The organism is Streptomyces sp. CA-181903 (assembly GCF_050937075.1).
Lineage (GTDB): Bacteria > Actinomycetota > Actinomycetes > Streptomycetales > Streptomycetaceae > Streptomyces.
In genome coordinates this window covers 2,324,404-2,344,300 of the sequence record NZ_JBNJLY010000001.1, presented here as the reverse complement: position 1 = coordinate 2,344,300, position 19,897 = coordinate 2,324,404, and the positions used below count along the sequence as shown (strand labels likewise).

Here is a 19,897-nt window from a genome sequence, read left to right as displayed (position 1 = left end):
GACGGCAGCGGTGCACAAGGGCAGGGTGCCGGTGTACATCGCCTACGCGGCGGGGGAGGACGCGGCCGGGCGGCACATGAAGGAGGTGGTGCCGAAGATGCTGGCTTGGGAGGAGAAGCTGTTCGGCCCGTACCCCTTCGCGTCGTCCGGCGCGGTCATCGACCGGAATCCGTACATCCACTATCCGCTCGAGACCCAGACCAAGCCGTACTACGAGAAGCCGCCGAAGGACAAGATCATCGTCCATGAGCTGGCCCACCAGTGGTTCGGCAACTCCGTCACCCCGCGCACCTGGCGCGACATGTGGCTCAACGAGGGCTTCGCCCAGTACACCGAGTGGATGTGGGAAGCCCAGCAGGAGAAGAAGCGCACGGAACGGCAGATCTTCGACGACTACTACGACGGCAGGGACCCGGAGAGCCGCGGCGAGGCGGGCGAGGACATCTGGGCCTTCCCGCCCGCCTATCCGACCGCCGAGACCATATCCGGGCGGCCGGTGTACGGCCGGGGCGCGATGGTGCTGCACAAGCTGCGCGAGACCGTCGGCGACGCGACGTTCTTCGACATCCTCCGCACCTGGGCGCGCGACCACCGCTACGGCAACGCCGGCACCGACGACTTCATCCGGCTGTGCGGGAAGAAGTCGGGCCGGGACCTGGGCGACCTCTTCGACACCTGGCTCTTCAAGGCGGCCAAGCCGGACCACCGCTAGCGCGGTGGCGGGGGAACGGAGAAGGCCCGCCGGGGAGTCCGGCGGGCCTTCTCGTGCGACGGAGCGCGGGCGCGTCAGCCGCGCTGGATGCCCGAGGTGTCCTGGAGGACGCCGCGACGGCCGTCCTGCGTCTGCGCGACGAGCGCCGCGCCGCGCTGGTCCACCGCTAGGTACCAGGTGCCCGGCGCCAGCTCGGCGATCGGCGTCTGGCCGCCGTCCTCCGGGAACAGCGGACGGTTCACCGGCACCGCGAACCAGAACGGCGCGAAGTCCGAGGCACCCGCGGCGGGAGCCTGGGCACCCGCCCCGGGGGCCCCGCCCGTACCGCCGGCGGCCTGCTGCGCGGCCGCCTGCTGCGGACCGGACTGGTCGGCCTGCTGCGGCGCGCCGTACGGCTGCCCCCGAAGGAACCGCCGGCCGGACCGCCCGGGCCCGGGTAGCCGTAGCCGGGGTGCGCGCCGGTCCCGTAGGGGGACTGCACCTGGGGGTGGGGGTGCCGAGGAGGGGGGCCTTCAGGGCGGGGAGGCGGTCCGAGAACAGCGCGAAGGCGGCGATCAGCAGGTTGGCGATCAGCGCCAGGATGCGACCGATACCGACACCGATCTTGTCGGTCTGGTCCTCCAGGGGACCGTCGAACATCGTCCACAGGGTGGTCCACGTCGCGAAGACCGCGAGGGCCGTGCCCCACTGCGCCAGCGTGAGACCGAGGACCTGGCGGTCCTGGGCCCGGAAACGGGAGGCGACGATGAGCGCCGCGGCGATCAGGCCGGCGAGGACGATGGACGGCAGCGCCGGAAAGACCTTGCCCTCCCACAGGTTGGGCAGATCCGACTTGTCGCAGAGCGGACGACCGCCGCAGTCGAACGAGTAGTAGTCGAGGAACGACGCGACGAACAGCAACACCGCTGCTCCGATCACCACGCCGTCGCCTCTAGTGAGGGAGCGGAAGTTCACCTGAGATCCTTTGTCAGTGCCTTCAGAGTCGGTCGGTCTCGTCGCTGTCGCCGGACGCGAGACGGGAGGGCGCGGACGAACGCGGCCCCCCATCGTACGGGGGAACCTATCGCCCCGGTGTCCGGGGCGCCTCTTCGTTTCGACCTCGTGACACGGCCGTGGCCTGCCGTTATACGGCTCGGTTGCCGCGTCGGCGGCGCGCTACCGGCTCAGGACGAACTCCCGGATGCCGTCGGCGATCCCCTGGGCCGCCTTCTGCCGCCATCCGTCGTCGGTGAGTTGTGCGGCGTCCTGCGGATCGCGCATGTTGCCGCACTCGATGAACACCTTCGGCACGGTGGAGAGGTTGAGGCCGCCGAGGTCGCTCCGGACGTCCAGGCCGGTGTTGTGGCCGATGTAGTTGGACGGGATGCTGCCGGTCGCCTGGACGAACTTGCCGAGGACACGCTCGCCCAGCTCCTTCGACGGTTCGACGATCGGGCCGGTGTCCGCCCGGCCGCCCTTGACCTTGGCGGGCAGGATGACGTGGACGCCGCGCTGGCCGGGGGCGGCGCCGTCCGCGTGCACGGACAGCGCGGCGTCGGCGTGCGCCTTGTTGCCGGCCGCGGCCCGTTCGTCCACGCAGGGGCCGAACGGCCGGTCGCCGTCGTGGGTGAGGGTGACCGTCGCGCCCTGCGCCTGGAGGATCGTCCGGATGCGGTGGGCGACGTCGAGGCTGAACGCCGCTTCCGCGTAACCGGAGTTGGTGGACGTACCGGTGGTGTCGCACTCCTTGCGCCCGGTGCCGATGTCGACGGACCGGTCGATCTCCGCCGTGTGCTGCTGGTTGTGGATGTTGTGCCCCGGGTCGATGACCACGACCTTCCCGCGGAGCGGCCCGTCGCCGCCGTCGCCCGCGGGCGGGGCGGAAGGTTTCGGCGGTTCCGTGGCGCCCGGTGGGGACGGCGGTGTGTTCTTCGCCTCCCGTGGCGGCGACGACGGCGGGACGGCCGCGGGGGAGCGGCCGGCCGACGCGGACGGGGAACCACCGGGCGGCGCCGACGCCTTGGCGTCGTCGACCGGGCCGTCACGGTCGTCGCACCCCGCGACCGCCGCCAGCAGCAGGGCGGTCAGGGCCGCGACGGCCGGACGGGCGCGGCGGGCCCGGCGGGCGGGCCGGGCGCGGCCGGAGTGACGAGGAGAGCTGCCGTAGGACACCCGGGCGATGCTAGCGCCGCCCGTCAGATCGCGGGGCCCGTCCGGCGCAGAACCCGCATCGACCCCGTCACGGAGACCTCCGTGAACCCACCCGACTCCAGGGCCCTTACATACACCCGGTACGGCGCCTGGCCGCCGTCCGCCGGGTCCGGGAACACGTCGTGGACGACGAGCAGCCCGCCCTGCGCGAGGTGCAGCGCCCAGCCCTCGTAGTCCGCGGTCGCGTGCTCGTCCGTGTGCCCGCCGTCGATGAACACCAGCCCCAGCGGCGTCCCCCACAACGCGGCCACCTGCGGGGAGCGGCCCACGATCGCGACCACGTGGTCCTCCAGGCCCGCCCGGTACAGCGTCCTGCGGAACGTCGGCAGCGTGTCCATCCGGCCGACGCCCGGGGCGTCGTCCACCAGGGACGTGTCGTGGTACTCCCAGCCGGGCTGCTGCTCCTCGCTGCCGCGGTGGTGGTCGACGGTCACGACCGTCGTCCCGGCCTCGCGGGCGGCGTCGGCGAGGAGGAGGGTGGAGCGGCCGCAGTAGGTGCCCACTTCGAGGAGGGGGAGGCGGAGTTCGGAGGCCGCGGTGTGGGCTGCCTGGTGGAGGGCGAGGCCCTCGTCCAGGGGCATGAAGCCCTTCGCTTCTTCGAAGGCGGTCAGGGTTTGGGGTTTGGGGGGCACGGTCGTCCTTGGGTGGTCGGTGGGTGGGTGGTGGGCGCCTGCGGCGGGCGGTGCCCCGGGCCCTCCCCTTCGCCGATTCCCGGGGGCAAGCCCCCGGACCCCCTTGTCCTCAAACGCCGGACGGGCTGAACAGCCCGTCCCGGGGGCGCGGGGGAGGAAGGGCGGGACCGGGGCACCCTACAACCACCCGTTCTGCCGGGCGGCCCGCACCGCCTCCATCCGGTTCCGCGTCTGCGTCTTGCCGATGGCGGCGGAGAGGTAGTTCCGGACGGTCGCGGGCGACAGGTGCACCTTGGCCGCGATGTCCGCGACCGTCGCGCCGTCCACCGCCGCGGCCAGGACGTCCCGCTCCCGCTGCGTCAGCGGATTCGGCCCGGCGCTCAACGCCGCCGCGGCGAGGGCGGGATCGATGACGCGCTCGCCGGCGAGCGCGCGGCGGATCGCGGCGGCGAGGTCCTCGACGGGGCCGTCCTTGACGAGGAAGCCGGAGGCGCCGGCCTCCATGGCGCGGCGGAGGTAGCCGGGCCGCCCGAAGGTGGTGAGTATCAGCACCCGGCACTCGGGCAGCCGCTGCCGGAGGTCGGCCGCCGCGTCGAGGCCGCTGCGCCCGGGCAGTTCGATGTCGAGGAGGGCGATGTCGGGGCGCGCCTCCAGGGCGGTGGGCACGATCTCGTCGCCGTTGCCGACCTGGGCGACGACCTCGATGTCGTCCTCCAGCCCGAGCAGCAGCGCGAGCGCGCCCCGCATCATGCCCTGGTCCTCGGCCAGCAGTGTCCTGATCACGCCGCTCGCTCCTTCTCGCCGCGCCTGTCGCCGCTCTGGTCGCTGTTCGGATGGGGGTCGCCGGGTTTGGCGTACGGCTCGTCGTCCACCGGCAGTTCGGCCACGAGCCGGAAGCCGCGCCGGCCGTCGGGCCGGGCGCTCAGGGAGCCGCCGGCGGCGGCCAGCCGCTCGGTGAGGCCCTTGAGGCCGTTGCCGCCCGTGGACGCGGCCGGGGGTTCGGCCGAGCCTACGCCCGGGCCGTTGTCGGTGATCTCCAGGTGTACCCGGTCGGGTTCGCCGCGCACGTCTATCTCGCAGCGCGAGGCGCCGCTGTGCCGGACGACGTTGGTGACGCCCTCGCGCACCACCCAGCCCAGCAGCACTCCGGTCTGCGGCGGGAGCGGCGGGCCGGACTGCCGGATCTCGGCGGTGATGCCGGACGCGTCGAGCAGCGAACGGGCGTTGTCCAGCTCGGTGGTGAGGCTGCCCTCACGGTAGCCGGTGACGGCCTCGCGGATCTCGGTGAGCGCCTGGCGGCCGACCGCCTCGATGTCGGCGGCCTGGCCGAGTGCGGCGTCCAGGTTGCGGGGGCCGAGCCGGCGCACCGCCTCCGCCTTGACGACGATCACGGACATGGTGTGCCCGAGGAGGTCGTGCAGGTCGCGGGAGAAGCGCAGGCGTTCGCGTTCGACGGCGGCGTGGGCGAGTTCCTCGCGGGTGTCGCGCAGGACCGCGATGGCCTCGAAGAGGTTGAGGACGGCCGCCGCGACCAGGCCGCCCAGGGCCGTGCCCCAGCTGACGGCGAGGACGCTGCCCGCGCTGTCGTCGTCGGGCCGGATGAGCCAGGACAGTCCGCAGGCGACGCCGAGCGAGCCGAGGGCGGCGGCCATCAGGCGCTGCCGGTGGCGCAGCACCATGCCGGTGGCGATGGACAGCAGCGGGAAGCACATCTGCCAGTAGGCGCCGTAGCCCATGTTGAGGGCGAAGGCGAGCACGGCCAGGCCGATCAGGGTCAGTTTGGGGAGGCGGGTGTAGCGCCGGTGCTCGTCCAGGGAGGTGAAGACGGCGGTCACGTACAGGCAGACGAAGGTGAGTTCGCCCAGGCCGGCGAGCCAGGGCAGCGGCATGTCGCCGAGGAACATGTGGATCGTGTCGCCGCTGAGGGCGAAGAGCCACGGGATGAAGGCCCTCCGGCCGGGCGCCTTCATCTTCTCGATTTCCTCGCCCATGCGCTTCATAGGCCGCATCCTAAGCACTGCCGCTGTGACCTGCGCAGATGCCGGATGTATGGGGAAGGCCGTGACATTTGTCCCGGGGCGGGCCGTGGTGGGGCGGCGGGGGCGGGGACCTTCCTCCGGGGCGGCGGAGCGGTTATAAGGGACCGGTCGGTGGAACGCGTTCTCGTTGCACCGGCGTTTCCGCCGCCCCATCCCGCTGCCCAAGTTGACCCGTGCCGGCGAAGGAGTCCCTCTCCATGCCCATCGACGCAGCCAAGGCCACGGCCGCCGAACCGCGGACCGTCTCCCTCTCCTGGGACCACAAGGACGTCCTCCTCTACCACCTCGGCATCGGCGCGGGCGTCCCCGCCACCGACCCCGCCGAGCTCCGCTACACCCTGGAGAGCGGGCTGCACGTCCTGCCCTCCTTCGCCACCGTGGCGGGCGGCGGGATGGCCCTCGCGGCCGGGCTCTCCACGCCCGGCATCGACGTCGACCTGGCCCGCGTGCTGCATGGCGGGCACCACATCACCCTGCACCGGCCGCTGCCCGTCCGCGCCGACGGCGTCACCCAGACCTCGCGCGTCGCCGCCGTGTACGACAAGGGCAAGGCGGCCGTCATCGTGCTGCGCACCGACGTCGACGACGTGGACGGGCCGCTGTGGCGCGGCGACGCGCGGATCTACGTCCGCGGGGAGGGCGGCTTCGGCGGCGAGCGCGGCGAGTCGACGCGGCTCGGGCTCCCGGACCGGGAGCCGGACGTGACCGTGGAGCGGGCCGTCCGCGAGGACCAGGCGCTGCTCTACCGGCTGTCGGGGGACTGGAACCCCCTGCACGCCGACCCGGAGTTCGCCGCCCGCGCCGGTTTCCACCGGCCGATCCTGCATGGGCTCTGCACCTACGGGATGACCCTCAAGGCGGTCGTGGACACGGTTCTGGAAGGGCGGGTCGACCTCGTCCGCTCGTACGCCACCCGCTTCGCCGGGGTCGTCTACCCGGGGGAGACGCTGCGGGTGCGGATGTGGCGCGATACGCCCGGGCCCGGGCGGATCCGGGTGTCCGTGACGGTCGTGGAGCGGGACGACGCGGAGGTGCTGGCCGACACGGTCGTCGAGCACGTCTGAGGGCGGCCGCCGCCCCGGGCCGCCGCCCCGGGCCGCCGCCCCGGGCCGCCGCCCCGACGTGGCGCAGCCCCGGGGGGAGCGGGCCGGCCCGCTCCGCCGCCGGGGCCGCGCTGCTCCCGGGAGCCGTCGGCCTCCCGGGACCGCCTCTCAGGCGGCTTCGGCGGTGCGCCGGTGCTTGCCGTGGGCGGGACCGCCGGCGTCGTCGGACGACGCCGGGCCGCGGTGCCTGCCGGAGCCGGCGGCTGCGGCCCGGGCGGACGCCTCCAGGGGGCGCGCCTCGGTCGTGTCGGTTCGGGCTTCGGACATGTCGGGAGTCACTCCGTGGGATGTGGGTGCGTGCTCTGCGCGTCGGGGGCCGCGGCGCCGGACGGCGCCCATGGGCACCGCCCGCGGGGGCACCCGTGGGTGCCACCCCTGGATACGGTCAACGCCCGTACCATGCGCGGTCGTTCGGCGCACCGCGGTGCTCCGCCGGTACCACGTGTGCAACCCCCGGCCCCGAAGTCTAACGGGACCTTGATCGCGTGAGCCACCCCCCGGCGGGTGCCCCGGTCCCACCCTTTTCCCCGGCCGCCGCCGGGAGGCGCCCCCGGTTTTCCGCGGGTGCCGTATCGGCCTGTCCGGCGTTCGGGATGACCGCGCGCGGCGCGGCTCCGCGGGGTGCGGGGCCTTTCGCGGAGATGGAGAAGGGGGGGGGCGCCCTGCGGGGGAGGGGCCGGGGTGCCCCCCTCGCGAGCGGACGGTGTGAGCTCCCGGCCGCCGTACGTCAGCGCCGTATCACCACCACCGCCGCGCCCCCGTCGCCGTCGCACCGGCATCGTCGCCGCGCCCCCACCGTCGTCGCACCGGCACCGGCACCGGCACCGGCACCGGCACCGGCACCGGCGTCGTCGTCGCACCCTGTCGCCGTCGCACCGCGCCCGACCGTCGCACCGCGCCCGACCGCCGCACCGCGCCCGGCCGCCGCGCCGCTCCTACCGCACCCGGGTGTGCGGCTGCGGCGCCTGCCGGAGTGGTGCCTGCTGGAGCGGCACCGGCCGGGGGGCCGAGGGTCCTCCGTTCTCCGTCATCTCCCCCAGGGGGCCGCCCGGTTCCCCCTCCTCCGGGTCCGGCAGGCGGAGGCGGGCCAGCCCGCAGGGGACGTGCGGGGTGGCGTACGGCAGGCGCAGTTCCCCGCCGGCCGTCCACAGGCCGGCGCCGGCGACCCAGCCCAGCGGGCCGGGGAACTGGCGCAACTGCCGTTCCGCGGGCCGCCAGACGCCCACCGACGTACCCGACTCGCGGTCGACGCGGAACGCCACCGAGCACACCTCGGGGGTGAGCGTCTGCCCGGGCTGGACGGCGAACGGCGTCACCGCCGCGCCGGGCTGCCGCAGGCACTCGGGGAAGCGGACCGGCCGCGCCGAGCCGAGCACCCCCCAGCCCAGCCGCTCCTCGCCGGGCGCGTCGGACCGGACGAGGAGCAGGCCGCTGTCGGGGTCGGCGAGCACCAGCCGGTCGTTGCTCTTCTCGGCGATCTGCAGCAGCGGCGTGGTCTCGCCGCCGCGGCCGAGGTCGACGACGACGGCCTTGGTGAGCCCGTCGAGTTCGCGGTCGAGGGCGAGCAGCCGGCCGGGCCGGTCGAGCCAGGCGCCGCCGGAGCAGCGTCCGGGCACCCGGGCCAGCAGCTCGGGTCCGGCGGGGGAGCCGTACACGCGCCACAGCGTGGTCGTCCGCTCGCCGTGCACCAGGGCGTACGCGGAGAGGCCGTCCGGCGCGGGCGGCAGCAGCGACAGGTAGGGGCACTCGATCGCGCCGAGCGGCAGCTCGCCGGTGCCGGGGCCGGTGGGGTAGAGCAGCGACAGGGCGTACCGCTCGGCCACCCGGCGCCGGATGAGCACCCTCCCGTCGGTGAGCGGCAGCACCTCGCTGTCCGGCTCCTCTGGCTGGGTGCCGGGCAGCGGGACCGCGTACGGCTCCGGGCCGTCGAGGGTCCAGCGCTCCGGGAACCAGCCGCCCGTGGCCCGGCTGAGCGCGAGCCACGCGGCGTACGAGCCGTCGGCCGCGATGGTGAACGCCGGACGTCGGGAGTCCATGGGCGCACGCCGGGGAGTGGTCTCCGGAGTGCTCTGGGGGGCACAGACCGTCATGAGAAACGTCACCTCCGGCACAGAACGTAGTTTTCGCGCCCGGGGCCCCACCCTGCGAGTGAGACGGCTTCACGCGTAAGGGTGGAGGTTGTCCGATTCGCCGGAGGGAGGTGGGGTGGGTGTGCTTGCGGGGGTCTCGCCTCTCTTGCGATGGTCCGTCCCCCTTGGTGACGCGGCGTCCGGACCCTCTAAAGTAAGGGTGCCCTAACCGTCAGGCCGGTCCCCTCCGGCACCCCACAGCCCCAGGAGCGCCCTCATGCCACTCCGCCGCCGCGGCACGGCCGCCGCAGCCCTCGCCCTCGCCGCCGCGCTCTCGCTGGCGGCCTGCGGATCCGACGGGGACGGCAAGGGCAAGGACGGCGGCGCCGGATCGAAGGACGTGGCCCAGGGCGGGAAGGACTTCGGCAAGGCCGCCGACCTCACCAGGAACATGGGCACCGACGCCGCCGCCGGGCAGTTCCCCCGGACCGTCACCCACGCCCTGGGCAGGACCGAGATCAAGGCCAAGCCGAAGCGGGTCGTCGTCCTGGACGTCGGCGAGCTCGACAACGTCGTCTCGCTGGGCATCAAGCCCGTCGGCTACGCGCCCGCCGAGGGCGGCGACGGCATCCCGTCCTACCTGCGGAAGGACGCCGGCGACCCCAAGAGCGTCGGCACGATCAACGGCCTCAACCTGGAGGCGATCAACAATTTGCACCCCGACCTGATCCTCGGCAGCAAGCTCCGCGCGGAGAAGCACTACAAGGACCTGTCGAAGATCGCGCCGACCGTCTTCTCCGTCCGCCCCGGCTTCACCTGGAAGGAGAACTACCTCCTCAACGCCGCCGCCCTCGACGAGACGGCGAAGGCCAAGGCCAACCTCGCCGCGTACGAGGCGAAGGCGAAGAAGCTCGGCGAGGACGTCGGCGGGAAGAAGCCGACCATCAGCATGGTCCGCTACATGCCGCAGTTCACCCGGCTGTACGCGCAGAAGTCCTTCATCGGCACCGTCCTGAAGGACGCCGGCCTGCCGCGGCCGAAGAACCAGCAGGCCGACGAGCTCGCCGTGCAGATCGGCCCCGAGAAGATCGACCAGGCCGACGCCGACTGGATCTTCACCGGCGTCTACGGCGCCCCCGACCGCACCAAGCGCGACGTCGCCCGCGACAACCCGCTGTGGAAGAACCTGAAGGCGGTCAAGGAGGGGCGGGCCCGCGATGTCAGCGACGAGACCTGGTACCTGGGGCTCGGTGTGACGGCGGCGAACAGCGTGCTGGACGATCTGCGGGGCTTCCTGGTCAAGTAAAGGGGCGCGATCCAGTCGGAGCGCGGTTTCGGGGGGTGCGGGGGGCGCGCCCCCGCAAGAAGCGGTGAGAGGGCGGGACCGGGGCGCCCCCCGCCGCAGGCGCCCGCCGGGAGGCAGGCCGCCCGCCCCCGGGAGCCAGGTAGCCTTTCCCCGTGCCCGTACTGTCTGAAGTCATCGCCGCCCTCGACGCCCTCTGGCCCCCGGAGCGGGCCGAGCAGTGGGACGCCGTCGGTACGGTCTGCGGAGACCCCGACGCCCACGTCGGCCGGGTCCTCTTCGCCGTGGACCCCGTCCAGGACGTCGTCGACGAGGCCGTGAGGCTCGGCGCCGACCTGGTCGTCACCCACCACCCCCTCTACCTGCGCGGGACGACCACGGTCTCGGCCGGCACGTTCAAGGGCCGCGCCGTGCACACCCTGATCAAGAACGACATCGCGCTGCACGTCGCCCACACCAACGCCGACCGCGCCGACCCGGGTGTCTCCGACGCCCTCGCGGGCGCCCTCGACCTTCGGGTCATCAGCCCCCTGGTGCCGGACCCCACCGACCCCACGGGCCGCCGCGGCCTCGGCCGCATCTGCGAGCCCGTCGCGCCGCTGACCCTCGCCGAGTTCGGCGAGCGCTGCGCGGCCCGGCTGCCCGCCACCGCGCAGGGCATTCGCGTCGCAGGCGACCCGCGGCGGGTGCTGCGCACCGTCGCCGTCTGCGGCGGCTCCGGCGACTCCCTCTTCGACGAGGTGCGGGCCGCGGGCGTCGACGCGTACGTCACCGCCGACCTGCGGCACCACCCCGTCTCCGAGGCGCGGCAGCACGGCCCGCTCGCCCTGGTCGACGCCGCCCACTGGGCCACCGAGTGGCCCTGGACCGAGCAGGCCGCCGCCCAGCTCGACGAGATCTCCGACCGGCACGGCTGGGGCCTGCGCACCCATGTCTCGCGCCTGGTCACCGACCCCTGGACCGCCCACGCGGCGTCCTCCGCCCCCACCGATCACTCCGATCACCAGTAAGAGGAGCCCCCAACTGAACGCCGCGCCCGCCGACCAGATCCGCCTCCTGGATCTCCAGGCCCTCGACACCCGCCTCGGCCAGCTCGTCCACAAGCGCCGGTCGCTGCCCGAGCACGCCGAGATCCAGGCCCTCGAAGGGGACCTCACCCAGCACCGCGACCTCCTCGTCGCCGCGCAGACCGAGGAGAGCGACACCGCCCGCGAGCAGGCCAAGGCCGAGCAGGACGTCGACCAGGTCCGCAAGCGCGCCGCCCGCGACCAGCAGCGGCTCGACTCCGGCGCCGGGATGACCCCCAAGGACCTGGAGAACCTCCAGCACGAGGTCGCCTCCCTCGCCAAGCGCCAGGGCGACCTGGAGGACGTCGTCCTGGAGATCATGGAGCGCCGCGAGGCCGCCCAGGAGCGCGTCACCGAGCTCACCGCCCGTGTCGAGGCCGTCCAGGGCAAGGTCGACGCGGCCGTCGCGCGCCGCGACGAGGTCCTGGCCGAGCTCGACGCCGAGGCCGCCAAGGTCACGAAGGAGCGCGGCCTCGTCGCCGACTCCGTCCCCGCCGACCTGCTCAAGCTCTACGACAAGCTGCGCGAGAAGGAGGGCGGCGTCGGCGCGGCCCGCCTCTACCAGCGCCGCTGCGAGGGCTGCCGCCTGGAGCTCAACATCACCGAGGTCAACGAGGTGCGCGCCGCCGCCCCCGACGCGGTCGTCCGCTGTGAGAACTGCCGCCGGATCCTGGTCCGCACCCCCGAGTCGGGGCTGTAGGCAGCAGATGGCCCACCGCTTCGTCGTCGAGGCCGACGGCGGCTCCCGGGGCAACCCGGGTCCCGCCGGGTACGGCGCGGTCGTGCTCGACGCGGCGACCGGCGAGGTCGTCGCCGAGGCCGCCGAGTACATCGGCACCGCCACCAACAACGTGGCCGAGTACAAGGGGCTCATCGCCGGTCTGGAGGCCGCGCGGGCGCTCGACCCGGACGCGGAGATCAGCGTGCGGATGGACTCCAAGCTCGTCGTGGAGCAGATGTCCGGCCGCTGGAAGATCAAGCACCCGGACATGCGGCCGCTGGCCGCCCGGGCGCGGCTGATCTTCCCCGTGGACCGGGTCGGCTACGAGTGGATCCCGCGCGAGCGCAACAAGCACGCCGACCGGCTCGCCAACGAGGCGATGGACGCGGGGAAGAAGGGCCTGGCCTGGGAGCCTTCGGGGCGGCCGCGGCCGGTCACGGGCGCCGCCGACGCGGTGGCGCCGGTGGAGCCGGCGGCGCTCGCCGCACCACCTGTGGAACCGCTCGGGGAACCGAAGGCCGCGCCCCTCGGCTGGGCCGCGCCCGCCGACCTCGGGGCGCCGACGACGTTCGTCCTGCTCCGGCACGGCGAGACAGCGCTCACCCCGCAGAAGCGATTCTCCGGAAGCGGCGGCTCCGACCCCGAACTGTCGCCCGCCGGCCGCCGCCAGGCCGAGGCCGTCGCCGCCGCGCTGGCCGCGCGCGGCACGATCCAGGCCGTGGTCAGTTCACCCCTGCGCCGCTGCCGCGAGACGGCGGGCGCGGTGGCGGCCCGCCTCGGCCTCGACGTCCGCGTCGAAGAGGGCCTGCGCGAGGCCGACTTCGGCGCCTGGGAGGGGCTGACCTTCGCCGAGGTCCGCGAACGCCACCCGGCCGACCTCGACGCCTGGCTCGCCTCCACCAAGGCCGCCCCCACCGGCGACGGCGAGAGCTTCGCGGCCGTTGCCCGCCGCGCCGCCCTCGCCCGCGACCGCCTCCTCACCCGCTACGCGGGACGGACGGTGCTGCTGGTGTCACACGTGACCCCGATCAAGTCCCTGGTCAGGCTGGCACTGGGGCCCCTCCGGAGTCCCTCTTCAAGATGGAGCTGTCGGCGGCCTCGCTGTCGGCGGTGGCGTACTACGCGGACGGGAACACGTCGTTGCGGCTGCTGAACGACACGTCGCACCTGCGGTGAGGCGCTGACCCGGCGTCGGGACCGCCGCTTCGTATCATGCCGGTCCCGACGACGGTCCGCCCCAACAGCCCGCCGTTACGGCGCCGTTGACGCTCCCGTTCCCTCTCCCGTTCCCTCTCCCGCTCCTCGATCTCGCGCGGCCCCTCGCCGGTGGCCGCGGTGCGGGGACATTCGGGGCAGCACCACAGATCCGGCGCCCCCGGCAGCGGCGGCTCCATGTCCACCGCGCAGTGCGGACACTCCACCGTCACCCCCTCCACATGCCCGCAGGACCCGCACACCCACACGGGCCCGTCCCTGTCCTGCCGCCGCCACGCCGTCCCCGGCACCGGGCGCAGCCCGTGGTGACGATCCCCGCCCGGTCCATGACCGGCGGCTCGGGCGTGGCATCCGCGTACGCGATGAGCCGCGCCCTCACCTCGTCGTCCGTCGTATTGGCCATCCTGAGCAGGTGTGCGACGCGCGAGCGTGCCTCGTCAACGAATTCGTTCATGGCATGGGGCAGGCTATCGCCGTTCCGGCCCGATGATCACCGTTGCCGTGGCGGTGAGTTGACGCGGGGGACGCGCGGGGGGGGTCCGACGCGCCGCATATAGGCCACCGGCCGTCCGCCATCCCCCCTACGCTCGGCCGGACACGGCGGACGGCAAGGAAAGAGGAGGCGGCGATGGTGGAGATCGTCCTCATCCCCGGGTTCTGGCTGGGCGCGTGGGCCTGGGAGGACGTGGCACGGGCACTGCGGGCGGCGGGACACCGCGTCCACCCGGTCACCCTGACCGGACTGGCCGAACGGGCGGCCGAGGCGACGCCGGAGGTGGACGTCCGCACGCACACCGAGGACATCGTCCGCGTCATCGAGGGCGGCGACCTCCGGAATGTGGTGCTGGTGGGGCACAGCGGGGCGTGCGTGCCGGTCGCCGGTGCGGCGGCCCGGATTCCGGAGCGGATCGCGCGGCTGGTGTACGTGGACACGGGCCCGCTGCCGGCGGACATGGCGGTGATCGACTTCAACGACCCGAAGACGCGGGCCGGATGGCGCGACCAGGCAGCGAACGAGGGCGACGGCTGGCGACTCCCACCTCCATCGTTCGACCCGGCGACGGCCCCGGCCGACCTGGCTGGCCTCTCCGACGACCACCTCACCCGCCTCCGCGCACTCTCCACCCCCCAGCCCTTCGCGACGGTGACGGGCACCCTGGACCGCCCCGCGAATCCCGTGGAGGTCCCCGCCACGGTCATCGCCTGCACCTTTACCCCCGACCAGGCCCGCACGCTGGCCGCCACCGGCAACCCGGTCTTCGCCCCCATGGCCCGCATGGACCTCCGCCACCTCCCGACGGGCCACTGGCCGATGCTCTCGCGTCCCGCGGACCTGGCGGCGCTGCTGGACGAGATTGCGGGCTCGATCCGGTCGCGAGTGCACGGAAGTTTCGGTTCCCGTCAGGAGAAGTCCCCCTGACGGACGGCGGATACGGACGCGTCGTCACCGACCGGCGGCGTGAGACTCCACCGAAACCGCCTCGCCGACTCCGCGTGGATCAGAGCCTCGACGAGCTTCTTGGCCGTCGCCATCGGCACCGTCCCCAGATACACGGACGGCTCCCCGGAGAGCGAGGCCCGCCCCGCGAGCTGCGGCCACGAGCGCCTGTCGCCGACCTTGACGCCCATCATCGCCAGCACTTGGGCCAGCGCGAACGCGGCCTCGTCGGCTTTCTTCTTGCCCGCCAAGAAGGTGGCGGCTTGTTGCGCTGCTGATTCGATGTCCGAGGTCATGGGGACATCGTGGTGAGGTCGGGCTGAACAGGTCCAGTTTTATGCGAGACCCCGATTAAAGATCATGAACGGCATAGAGTCGCCCACTCCGCGAGTTTTTCCCTGGCCTGTTCACCGAACACGGCATGAGCCTCATGCGTGGCGAATTCGTCCAGGTACGCGGACACATCTCTGTGGTCCCTAAAAATGAGGACTCCCGTTGGGGTCTCGACGGTAGCCATGTCGTTGCCGTACACGGTGAACACGCTTAGGGGCCCCGGCTTCACGCCGTGTCCGATCGGGATGACCCCAAGGTGAACGTTCGGCAGGTACGTCAATGATGCGAGACGGTCAATTTGTACGGCCAGGGCATTGGGAGCTACGAGGGCCACCTGACGGCCTGCTCGGTGAGGACGAAAATGAACTCCTTCGACCTGTCGTAGAGGACTGTCTGGCGTTCCAGCTTCTTTGCGATGGTCTTGCTCTGGTCGCCCGGAACGTCTGCGATGCTCGCTCTCACGTACTCCGGCGTAGCCAGGAGGCCCGTGATCATCGTTGGCAGGAAATACCGGAACTCCTTGGACGACCTCTCAAGGCAAGCCAGTTCGTTCTGCCGTTTGTCGAGCCCCCTGCGGAGCAGGGATCGGTCGTCCTGCCATTCGGTGTTCGCGATCCGCGCAAGGGCTGTGACCTCTGAGACCAGCTGTGGGGGAGCGTCGAGGGCCCGCAGGATCAGCTCGACGTCGACAAGGTTCGGGGTTACCTTTCCGCTCTCAATGTTGCTGACCTTGGTTTGAGACGTGTTGCAACGCCGAGCGAGCCGAACTTGTGAAAGTCCGGCTCGCTTGCGGAGCGTCTTCAGCGTGGCGGCCAAGTCGGCCTTGGATCGGCCCAGCCGCTCAGGTTCGAATGTCAAGGCCCTTCACGTACTCCTCGAAGGGCACCGACTCTGCCAGCGCTATCCGCTGATACTCCCTGTACGGTTCCGGGTCCCCCTCGTAGAGTTCCCGGCCGATCTGTGAGCCGTCGGATGCGTAGTGCATGAGCACCACTTCCGACCGGTCGAACATCCAGAAGTCCTGGACGCCGGCCAGCGGGTTCTCCCTGTCGGTCACATCCATGATGCGGATGTCCTCACCGGCCCGTACGTGGGGCTCGTAGTACATGAACTCGTACCGGAGGTACTCCGAGAGCGGACGGGTCACGATGTGCACGCGACCTTTCGTCTTGCCCTCACGACGCACCCGCTTGAGGTCGTCGGTGTACTCGTTCGAGTAGGAGTGAGGGTCGATGCGCTCACCCGCGAGGAACTGCCGGATCTCCTCGTCTTCCTGCGGGACCCGGTAGACCGGCAAGGTCTCCAGCCGCCAGGCTTCGCTGCGGAAGTCGAGGAATTTGGCGTCCCACTCCTCACCACCCAAGAGCACGGACGGCCTCCTTCAGTACGCTCGCGGGAATCTCCACGAGCCCTTCGCCCTGGGAAGGCGTGAAGGCGTCGGACAGATCGCCTTGGACGACGATGGAGCCCTTGTCCGTCCGGTAGACGTTGGGGCAGTCGTTCTTGTTGCAGTTTCCGGAGCCGGTTCCCGTGAGCCGCGTCAGCCCCTCACGTGCCATAGTCCACCCCTCTCGGCAGGGTCCACCCCCGCGCTGGGACGACGCTAGGGGCGATGTGCGGCAACCGTCCACGCGAGAACGCCGATATTCAAGAAGTCGGGTAGTTGATCACCGGCGATGGTGCGAGCGAGTGTTTACCGAACTGGCTTCCGATCCGTTTCGGCCTCCCTGCGAAAGCCCCGAAAGACGCATCCGCGGATCGGTGCGCCACGATGGCTTCGGCCGGCTGACAGCGCCCAACCGGTGAGCGGCCGAGGCCGACCGAAGCCCCCGGAAAACCCCCAGGAACCCAAAGGAAGCCCCGCCGGAGCCTGTTTCCACAGACCAGACGGGGTGTGAGGCGGACGAGTCGGCCTGTACGCCGGGGACAGTCATGAAAACGCTATGACCTGCGCAAACGCCCGATGTGGTCGCCTCATGGCTACTTAAATGGCTACGTTCGCCATCCCGCTCCCCATCTGCCGCGGTCGCCGACCCGGCGCGGTGTCGGCCAGAGGCTGAGCCAGCAACCCTTCGGAGGCTGCCTCGGATCGCCCGAAGGGGGGGCGGCAGAGCTTAGCCGCCCTACTCGGAGAGACGGGCGCGCCGCCCACCGGCGGGCCGGCAGGCGCCCGAGCCGAGCACCTCGTGGAGCGTTTCGCGCTCGGTAGGGCCTAGCTCATCCAGTCCGGCGTCTCGACACCCGTGAAGTCGTTCCAAGCGCGGCAGTAGGAGCGCGACCGGGGGCCCATCTCCGTCCAGTGGAGCCGGAGGTCGAAGCCGTTGTCCCAGGTGTTGAGCAGCGCCTCGAAGAAGCCGGTGCACACAGCGTCGCCGTAGTCCGCGCGGTCGTCGGCCTGGACTCGTTCCAGCAGCCTGAGGACCTGCTGCCTCTGCTCGCGGGTGAAGTCGGCTGATTGCTCGCCGAAGACCCTTCCCAGAGTGCTCAGCCGAAGCGTCAGGGGCGGGGCGTGGCCTTCGTAGTGTGCGCCGCTGCCGGCTGACGTGCCTTGCCAGTATTCGATCTCAGCGCGATCGGCGTCGGCGAGCGTGGTGCTGATGCTGACCAGCTCTCCCCACCACGGCGGAGTCGCCATCCGTGGTCTCCTTGCTCTCGGTGCACGTTTCGGGCCATAGCATTCTTCATGACGCTAATCGGACTCTCGACGTCGCCTCGTCGTCCGTCCGCGGTCAGCCGGTCTGCTTCGAGAGGGTGGGGGCGTGCGTCACTGCCGCACTGGTGCGTCAGCCTGGCATGGATGTCCAGCATGTGGACATCGGGTGTGATGTGCGACACGCGGGCGAGTGGTCGCCGGCGCCGGAGCGGGTAATGCAAGGGAGGCGCTTCCGGGTTCCTGCACCCCGAGCTGAATGGCGGCCGCAATGCCTCTGGGGCGGGTCCGCTGAAATGAGTCGACCCTGAGGTTCTAGGGCAGGGTGAAAAGGGGTCGGCTCGGTCCGGGTCGGACAGCAGGACCCTTTTTCGGGGCCGTGGGTGTCGGCGAGACGGCTTGCCCGACTTCCTTCTGTGCTAACGGTCGATCTCACGGGGTTGGGTGTTGACTCGCCCTCAGGTGAGGGACGGTCGGAAAAGCGTAATCAAACAAAGCTGCTTGGTGCCCATGCAGCCGGTATGGAAGCCCAGGTTGTATATCCGGCTTCGTCGCCGCGGTACTGCCCGATGTCGTCAGTGAGACGGTGAACGAGGAACAGGCCCGGCTCCTCCTCGGGTTCCGGCAACCGCTGGTCCATGTCGCCGACCGTGATCAGGACATGGGAACCGTCGTACGAGACGCGGCCCGACAGGTCGACGCTGGCGCGGTGTCGCGCCGTGATGTCGACGAGTTCCGTCAGAACCGCGAGCGTGGTGTCGACTGTGGATGCCGCCTCAGGGGTGGCGGGGAGCAGTGCCGGCAGGACCAGCGAGGTGAAGCCGGTGGCACGGTCCATCGCCTCGGTGGGTCGGCACTCGGGGCCGACTCGGAATTCGAGGGAGTTCTCCGTGCCGAGGATCTGTGCGGCGGCGCCCGCTGTGCCGGTGTTCGGCCGTCGGCTGGGGGTCAGGAGGAGCGGCATGGCGTCGGGGAACGTCACGGCTTGACCGTCCAGCGGGTCGACGCGCGGGTGAACGTCAGTTCGATGTGTGTGTGCTCGGTGTGGACCTGAGGGTGCGGCGAACCTGCGGCTCCAGGGCAGAGGGCAGCGGCTGGGGTGGGCGGCTGCATGGCGATCGGTGCTCCTTTGGCTCGCAGGGGTGGCGTCGTACGCACGATGGCGGTCGGTGACTACCCCGTACCGGAACGTGCTGTTCCGGTTCCAATGAAAGGCCCTGAGATCGCATTCGTCAACCATGTGTGCCCTGGATCGCCCCCCATCCAAAGATCGTTGGGCGGAAGGTTATGGTTGAGCCTCCCGAAGCCCGCCAAGGAAGATTCACATCACCGTGACCTCACCTCATGCCCAGAGGACGGGTTCGTTCGCCGAACGCTTGAACTTGTTGTTCGAGGCGTGCGCCCCTGAAGACCCTGAGAAGCCCGGCCACTACGTCGAGTACACCAATCAGCAGGTGGCCGCAGAGATAAACCGCCGCCACGGCGACGGCACCATCAGCGCCGAGTACATCCGACGTTTGCGTAAGCCGGGCGGCCCCAGCCCTACCGAGCGCTACCTCTCGGTACTCGCGGACTTCTTCCAGGTGCCGCTCGACGCGTTCAAGATCAGCGGTGCGCCGAGCCAGATCGCCGAAAAGGTGATGGCCGAAGCCCAGCGATTCGTCGAAGCCAAGCGCCGGCAGCAACAGGCGCAGGAAGAGGCTCCCGAAATCGCGGTGCTTGCCCGCGCCGCTCGGCGCCTCTCTCCTGCGGGGCAGGCGCGTGCTGCCCGCTATGTCTCCCAGCTCGAACAGCTTGAACAGCTCGAAAAACTGGAGAACGCGGCAGACGCCTGACCCTGCCGAAGCCGCTCCCCCCACTGCCAAGGTGTACGCCCGGTGATCAAACATGCCGACCGTCGAATTCGACGCGCCCTCGACGACCTCGTTCTACCGGATGAGGTAACCGTCGACTCGCTCTTCGCCGCAGTCCAGAGCGTGTACCCCAAACCCCTGGAACTGCTTCGTGGCGAGCCGCCCATCGAGGGACTTCACGCCAACGGTCTCTGGCTGACCCGCCCCGATACCGGCACCGATGCCGTGTGGATCGCGCCCGAGCTCTCTGGCGCCGCAGCAGTCCACAGCCTCGCGCACGAAATCGGGCACATCCTCCTCGGCCATGAGCCCGTCGTCCTCAGGACCAAGCCGCAATATGAGCCCGAACCCGAGGACTTTCATTTCCTCAGCCCGGACTTCCTCGGCGGCTGCCTCATAGGCCGCACCCGCTCCTACAACGGACCCCAAGATCCGACTTACCAGCAGATCGAGACCGAAGCAGAACGCTTCGCGTTCATGCTGCGCCGTACGGCCGACCACAAGGCCCGCGACTCCCAGTTCGGAGCCGACCCCTTCCTCGACCGACTGCACCACAGTCTGTGATCTCCACC

The 19,897-nt window shown here is 71.4% G+C and carries 19 protein-coding genes and 3 pseudogenes; 9 read left to right on the top strand and 13 right to left on the bottom strand.

All coding sequences use genetic code 11. The features are described from left to right. Positions 1-97 precede the first annotated feature (97 nt). Positions 98-712 carry a M1 family aminopeptidase gene (locus ACQEVS_RS10420; protein WP_433027419.1) on the top strand — a complete coding sequence of 205 codons (615 nt, stop codon included), beginning with the start codon at positions 98-100 and terminating at the stop codon, positions 710-712. 74 nt (positions 713-786) lie between these two features. Here ACQEVS_RS10420 and ACQEVS_RS10415 read toward each other — a convergent pair. The 5 genes and pseudogenes from ACQEVS_RS10415 to ACQEVS_RS10395 all read right to left on the bottom strand — a co-directional run bounded on the left by ACQEVS_RS10415 (position 787) and on the right by ACQEVS_RS10395 (position 5,534). Next, a pseudogene (locus tag ACQEVS_RS10415) lies at positions 787-1,666 on the bottom strand (hypothetical protein). Positions 1,667-1,867: 201 nt separating this feature from the next. Continuing rightward, complete coding sequence (locus ACQEVS_RS10410; RefSeq protein WP_433018402.1) at positions 1,868-2,863, bottom strand: N-acetylmuramoyl-L-alanine amidase; 996 nt, start codon at positions 2,861-2,863, stop codon at positions 1,868-1,870. A gap of 23 nt (positions 2,864-2,886) precedes the next feature. Continuing rightward, on the bottom strand, positions 2,887-3,483 hold the full coding sequence (locus ACQEVS_RS10405) for a class I SAM-dependent methyltransferase (RefSeq protein ID WP_433027416.1): 597 nt from the start codon (positions 3,481-3,483) through the stop codon (positions 2,887-2,889). A gap of 228 nt (positions 3,484-3,711) precedes the next feature. After that, positions 3,712-4,317, bottom strand: a complete 606-nt coding sequence (locus ACQEVS_RS10400; RefSeq protein WP_398276527.1) for a DNA-binding response regulator — start codon at positions 4,315-4,317, stop codon at positions 3,712-3,714. Then, positions 4,314-5,534: a sensor histidine kinase gene (locus ACQEVS_RS10395; RefSeq protein ID WP_433018399.1), complete on the bottom strand. Its 1,221-nt coding sequence runs from the start codon at positions 5,532-5,534 to the stop codon at positions 4,314-4,316. Before ACQEVS_RS10395 ends, ACQEVS_RS10400 begins: the two co-directional genes overlap by 4 nt. A gap of 236 nt (positions 5,535-5,770) precedes the next feature. Here ACQEVS_RS10395 and ACQEVS_RS10390 point away from each other — a divergent pair, with 236 nt between their 5' ends. Further along, entirely contained in the window at positions 5,771-6,637 is an 867-nt protein-coding gene (locus ACQEVS_RS10390; RefSeq protein WP_433018396.1) for a MaoC/PaaZ C-terminal domain-containing protein, read from the top strand. A gap of 147 nt (positions 6,638-6,784) precedes the next feature. Here ACQEVS_RS10390 and ACQEVS_RS10385 read toward each other — a convergent pair whose 3' ends face one another. Both ACQEVS_RS10385 and ACQEVS_RS10380 read right to left on the bottom strand, forming a co-directional pair. Next, entirely contained in the window at positions 6,785-6,943 is a 159-nt protein-coding gene (locus ACQEVS_RS10385) for a hypothetical protein (protein WP_433018393.1), read from the bottom strand. Between the two features lie 668 nt (positions 6,944-7,611). Beyond that, the gene (locus tag ACQEVS_RS10380; protein WP_433018390.1) at positions 7,612-8,712 is read right to left on the bottom strand and encodes a hypothetical protein; all 1,101 of its coding nucleotides are present in this window, start codon (positions 8,710-8,712) and stop codon (positions 7,612-7,614) included. A gap of 310 nt (positions 8,713-9,022) precedes the next feature. On the opposite strand from ACQEVS_RS10380, the gene ACQEVS_RS10375 reads away from it, so the two are divergent. From ACQEVS_RS10375 to ACQEVS_RS10355, 5 genes and pseudogenes are all read left to right on the top strand, one after another. Continuing rightward, the gene (locus tag ACQEVS_RS10375) at positions 9,023-10,051 is read left to right on the top strand and encodes an ABC transporter substrate-binding protein (protein WP_433018387.1); all 1,029 of its coding nucleotides are present in this window, start codon (positions 9,023-9,025) and stop codon (positions 10,049-10,051) included. A gap of 152 nt (positions 10,052-10,203) precedes the next feature. Then, positions 10,204-11,058 carry a Nif3-like dinuclear metal center hexameric protein gene (locus ACQEVS_RS10370; protein ID WP_433018383.1) on the top strand — a complete coding sequence of 285 codons (855 nt, stop codon included), beginning with the start codon at positions 10,204-10,206 and terminating at the stop codon, positions 11,056-11,058. 13 nt (positions 11,059-11,071) lie between these two features. Then, a complete protein-coding gene (locus ACQEVS_RS10365) occupies positions 11,072-11,815 on the top strand; it encodes a zinc ribbon domain-containing protein (RefSeq protein WP_433027413.1) in 744 nt (247 codons plus the stop codon). A gap of 7 nt (positions 11,816-11,822) precedes the next feature. Further along, a pseudogene (locus ACQEVS_RS10360) lies at positions 11,823-13,012 on the top strand (bifunctional RNase H/acid phosphatase). A 667-nt stretch (positions 13,013-13,679) separates the two neighbouring features. Beyond that, a complete protein-coding gene (locus ACQEVS_RS10355; protein ID WP_433018380.1) occupies positions 13,680-14,471 on the top strand; it encodes an alpha/beta fold hydrolase in 792 nt (263 codons plus the stop codon). On the opposite strand, the gene ACQEVS_RS10350 is transcribed toward ACQEVS_RS10355, so the two are convergent. The 6 genes and pseudogenes from ACQEVS_RS10350 to ACQEVS_RS10325 form a co-directional block, all read right to left on the bottom strand. Further along, positions 14,453-14,785 carry a hypothetical protein gene (locus tag ACQEVS_RS10350; protein ID WP_433018377.1) on the bottom strand — a complete coding sequence of 111 codons (333 nt, stop codon included), beginning with the start codon at positions 14,783-14,785 and terminating at the stop codon, positions 14,453-14,455. The two genes, ACQEVS_RS10355 and ACQEVS_RS10350, sit on opposite strands and share 19 nt — an antisense overlap. A gap of 62 nt (positions 14,786-14,847) precedes the next feature. Beyond that, a pseudogene (locus tag ACQEVS_RS10345) lies at positions 14,848-15,680 on the bottom strand (helix-turn-helix domain-containing protein). Then, complete coding sequence (locus ACQEVS_RS10340) at positions 15,664-16,191, bottom strand: DUF6879 family protein (protein WP_433018374.1); 528 nt, start codon at positions 16,189-16,191, stop codon at positions 15,664-15,666. The pseudogene ACQEVS_RS10345 and the gene ACQEVS_RS10340 overlap by 17 nt, the downstream one beginning before the upstream one ends. Continuing rightward, on the bottom strand, positions 16,175-16,381 hold the full coding sequence (locus ACQEVS_RS10335) for a hypothetical protein (protein WP_433018371.1): 207 nt from the start codon (positions 16,379-16,381) through the stop codon (positions 16,175-16,177). Before ACQEVS_RS10335 ends, ACQEVS_RS10340 begins: the two co-directional genes overlap by 17 nt. A gap of 653 nt (positions 16,382-17,034) precedes the next feature. Next, positions 17,035-17,457, bottom strand: a complete 423-nt coding sequence (locus ACQEVS_RS10330) for a hypothetical protein (protein ID WP_433018368.1) — start codon at positions 17,455-17,457, stop codon at positions 17,035-17,037. Between the two features lie 502 nt (positions 17,458-17,959). Continuing rightward, on the bottom strand, positions 17,960-18,454 hold the full coding sequence (locus ACQEVS_RS10325) for a hypothetical protein (protein ID WP_433018365.1): 495 nt from the start codon (positions 18,452-18,454) through the stop codon (positions 17,960-17,962). 349 nt (positions 18,455-18,803) lie between these two features. Between ACQEVS_RS10325 and ACQEVS_RS10320 the strand changes: the two genes are divergently transcribed. Then, entirely contained in the window at positions 18,804-19,307 is a 504-nt protein-coding gene (locus tag ACQEVS_RS10320) for a hypothetical protein (RefSeq protein WP_433018362.1), read from the top strand. A 42-nt stretch (positions 19,308-19,349) separates the two neighbouring features. After that, entirely contained in the window at positions 19,350-19,889 is a 540-nt protein-coding gene (locus ACQEVS_RS10315; RefSeq protein ID WP_433018359.1) for a hypothetical protein, read from the top strand. Positions 19,890-19,897 lie beyond the last annotated feature (8 nt).

Excerpts from the sequence above, each read along its gene's own strand:
- ACQEVS_RS10330 (WP_433018368.1), bottom strand. The coding sequence starts at position 17,457 with ATGGCGACTCCGCCGTGGTGGGGAGAGCTGGTCAGCATCAGCACCACG.
- ACQEVS_RS10355 (WP_433018380.1), top strand. The coding sequence starts at position 13,680 with ATGGTGGAGATCGTCCTCATCCCCGGGTTCTGGCTGGGCGCGTGGGCC.
- ACQEVS_RS10375 (WP_433018387.1), top strand. The coding sequence starts at position 9,023 with ATGCCACTCCGCCGCCGCGGCACGGCCGCCGCAGCCCTCGCCCTCGCC.
- ACQEVS_RS10385 (WP_433018393.1), bottom strand. The coding sequence starts at position 6,943 with ATGTCCGAAGCCCGAACCGACACGACCGAGGCGCGCCCCCTGGAGGCG.
- ACQEVS_RS10335 (WP_433018371.1), bottom strand. The coding sequence starts at position 16,381 with ATGGCACGTGAGGGGCTGACGCGGCTCACGGGAACCGGCTCCGGAAAC.
- ACQEVS_RS10380 (WP_433018390.1), bottom strand. The coding sequence starts at position 8,712 with ATGGACTCCCGACGTCCGGCGTTCACCATCGCGGCCGACGGCTCGTAC.
- ACQEVS_RS10405 (WP_433027416.1), bottom strand. The coding sequence starts at position 3,483 with ATGCCCCTGGACGAGGGCCTCGCCCTCCACCAGGCAGCCCACACCGCG.
- ACQEVS_RS10350 (WP_433018377.1), bottom strand. The coding sequence starts at position 14,785 with ATGACCTCGGACATCGAATCAGCAGCGCAACAAGCCGCCACCTTCTTG.
- ACQEVS_RS10390 (WP_433018396.1), top strand. The coding sequence starts at position 5,771 with ATGCCCATCGACGCAGCCAAGGCCACGGCCGCCGAACCGCGGACCGTC.
- ACQEVS_RS10420 (WP_433027419.1), top strand. The coding sequence starts at position 98 with ATGCTGGCTTGGGAGGAGAAGCTGTTCGGCCCGTACCCCTTCGCGTCG.
- ACQEVS_RS10395 (WP_433018399.1), bottom strand. The coding sequence starts at position 5,534 with ATGAAGCGCATGGGCGAGGAAATCGAGAAGATGAAGGCGCCCGGCCGG.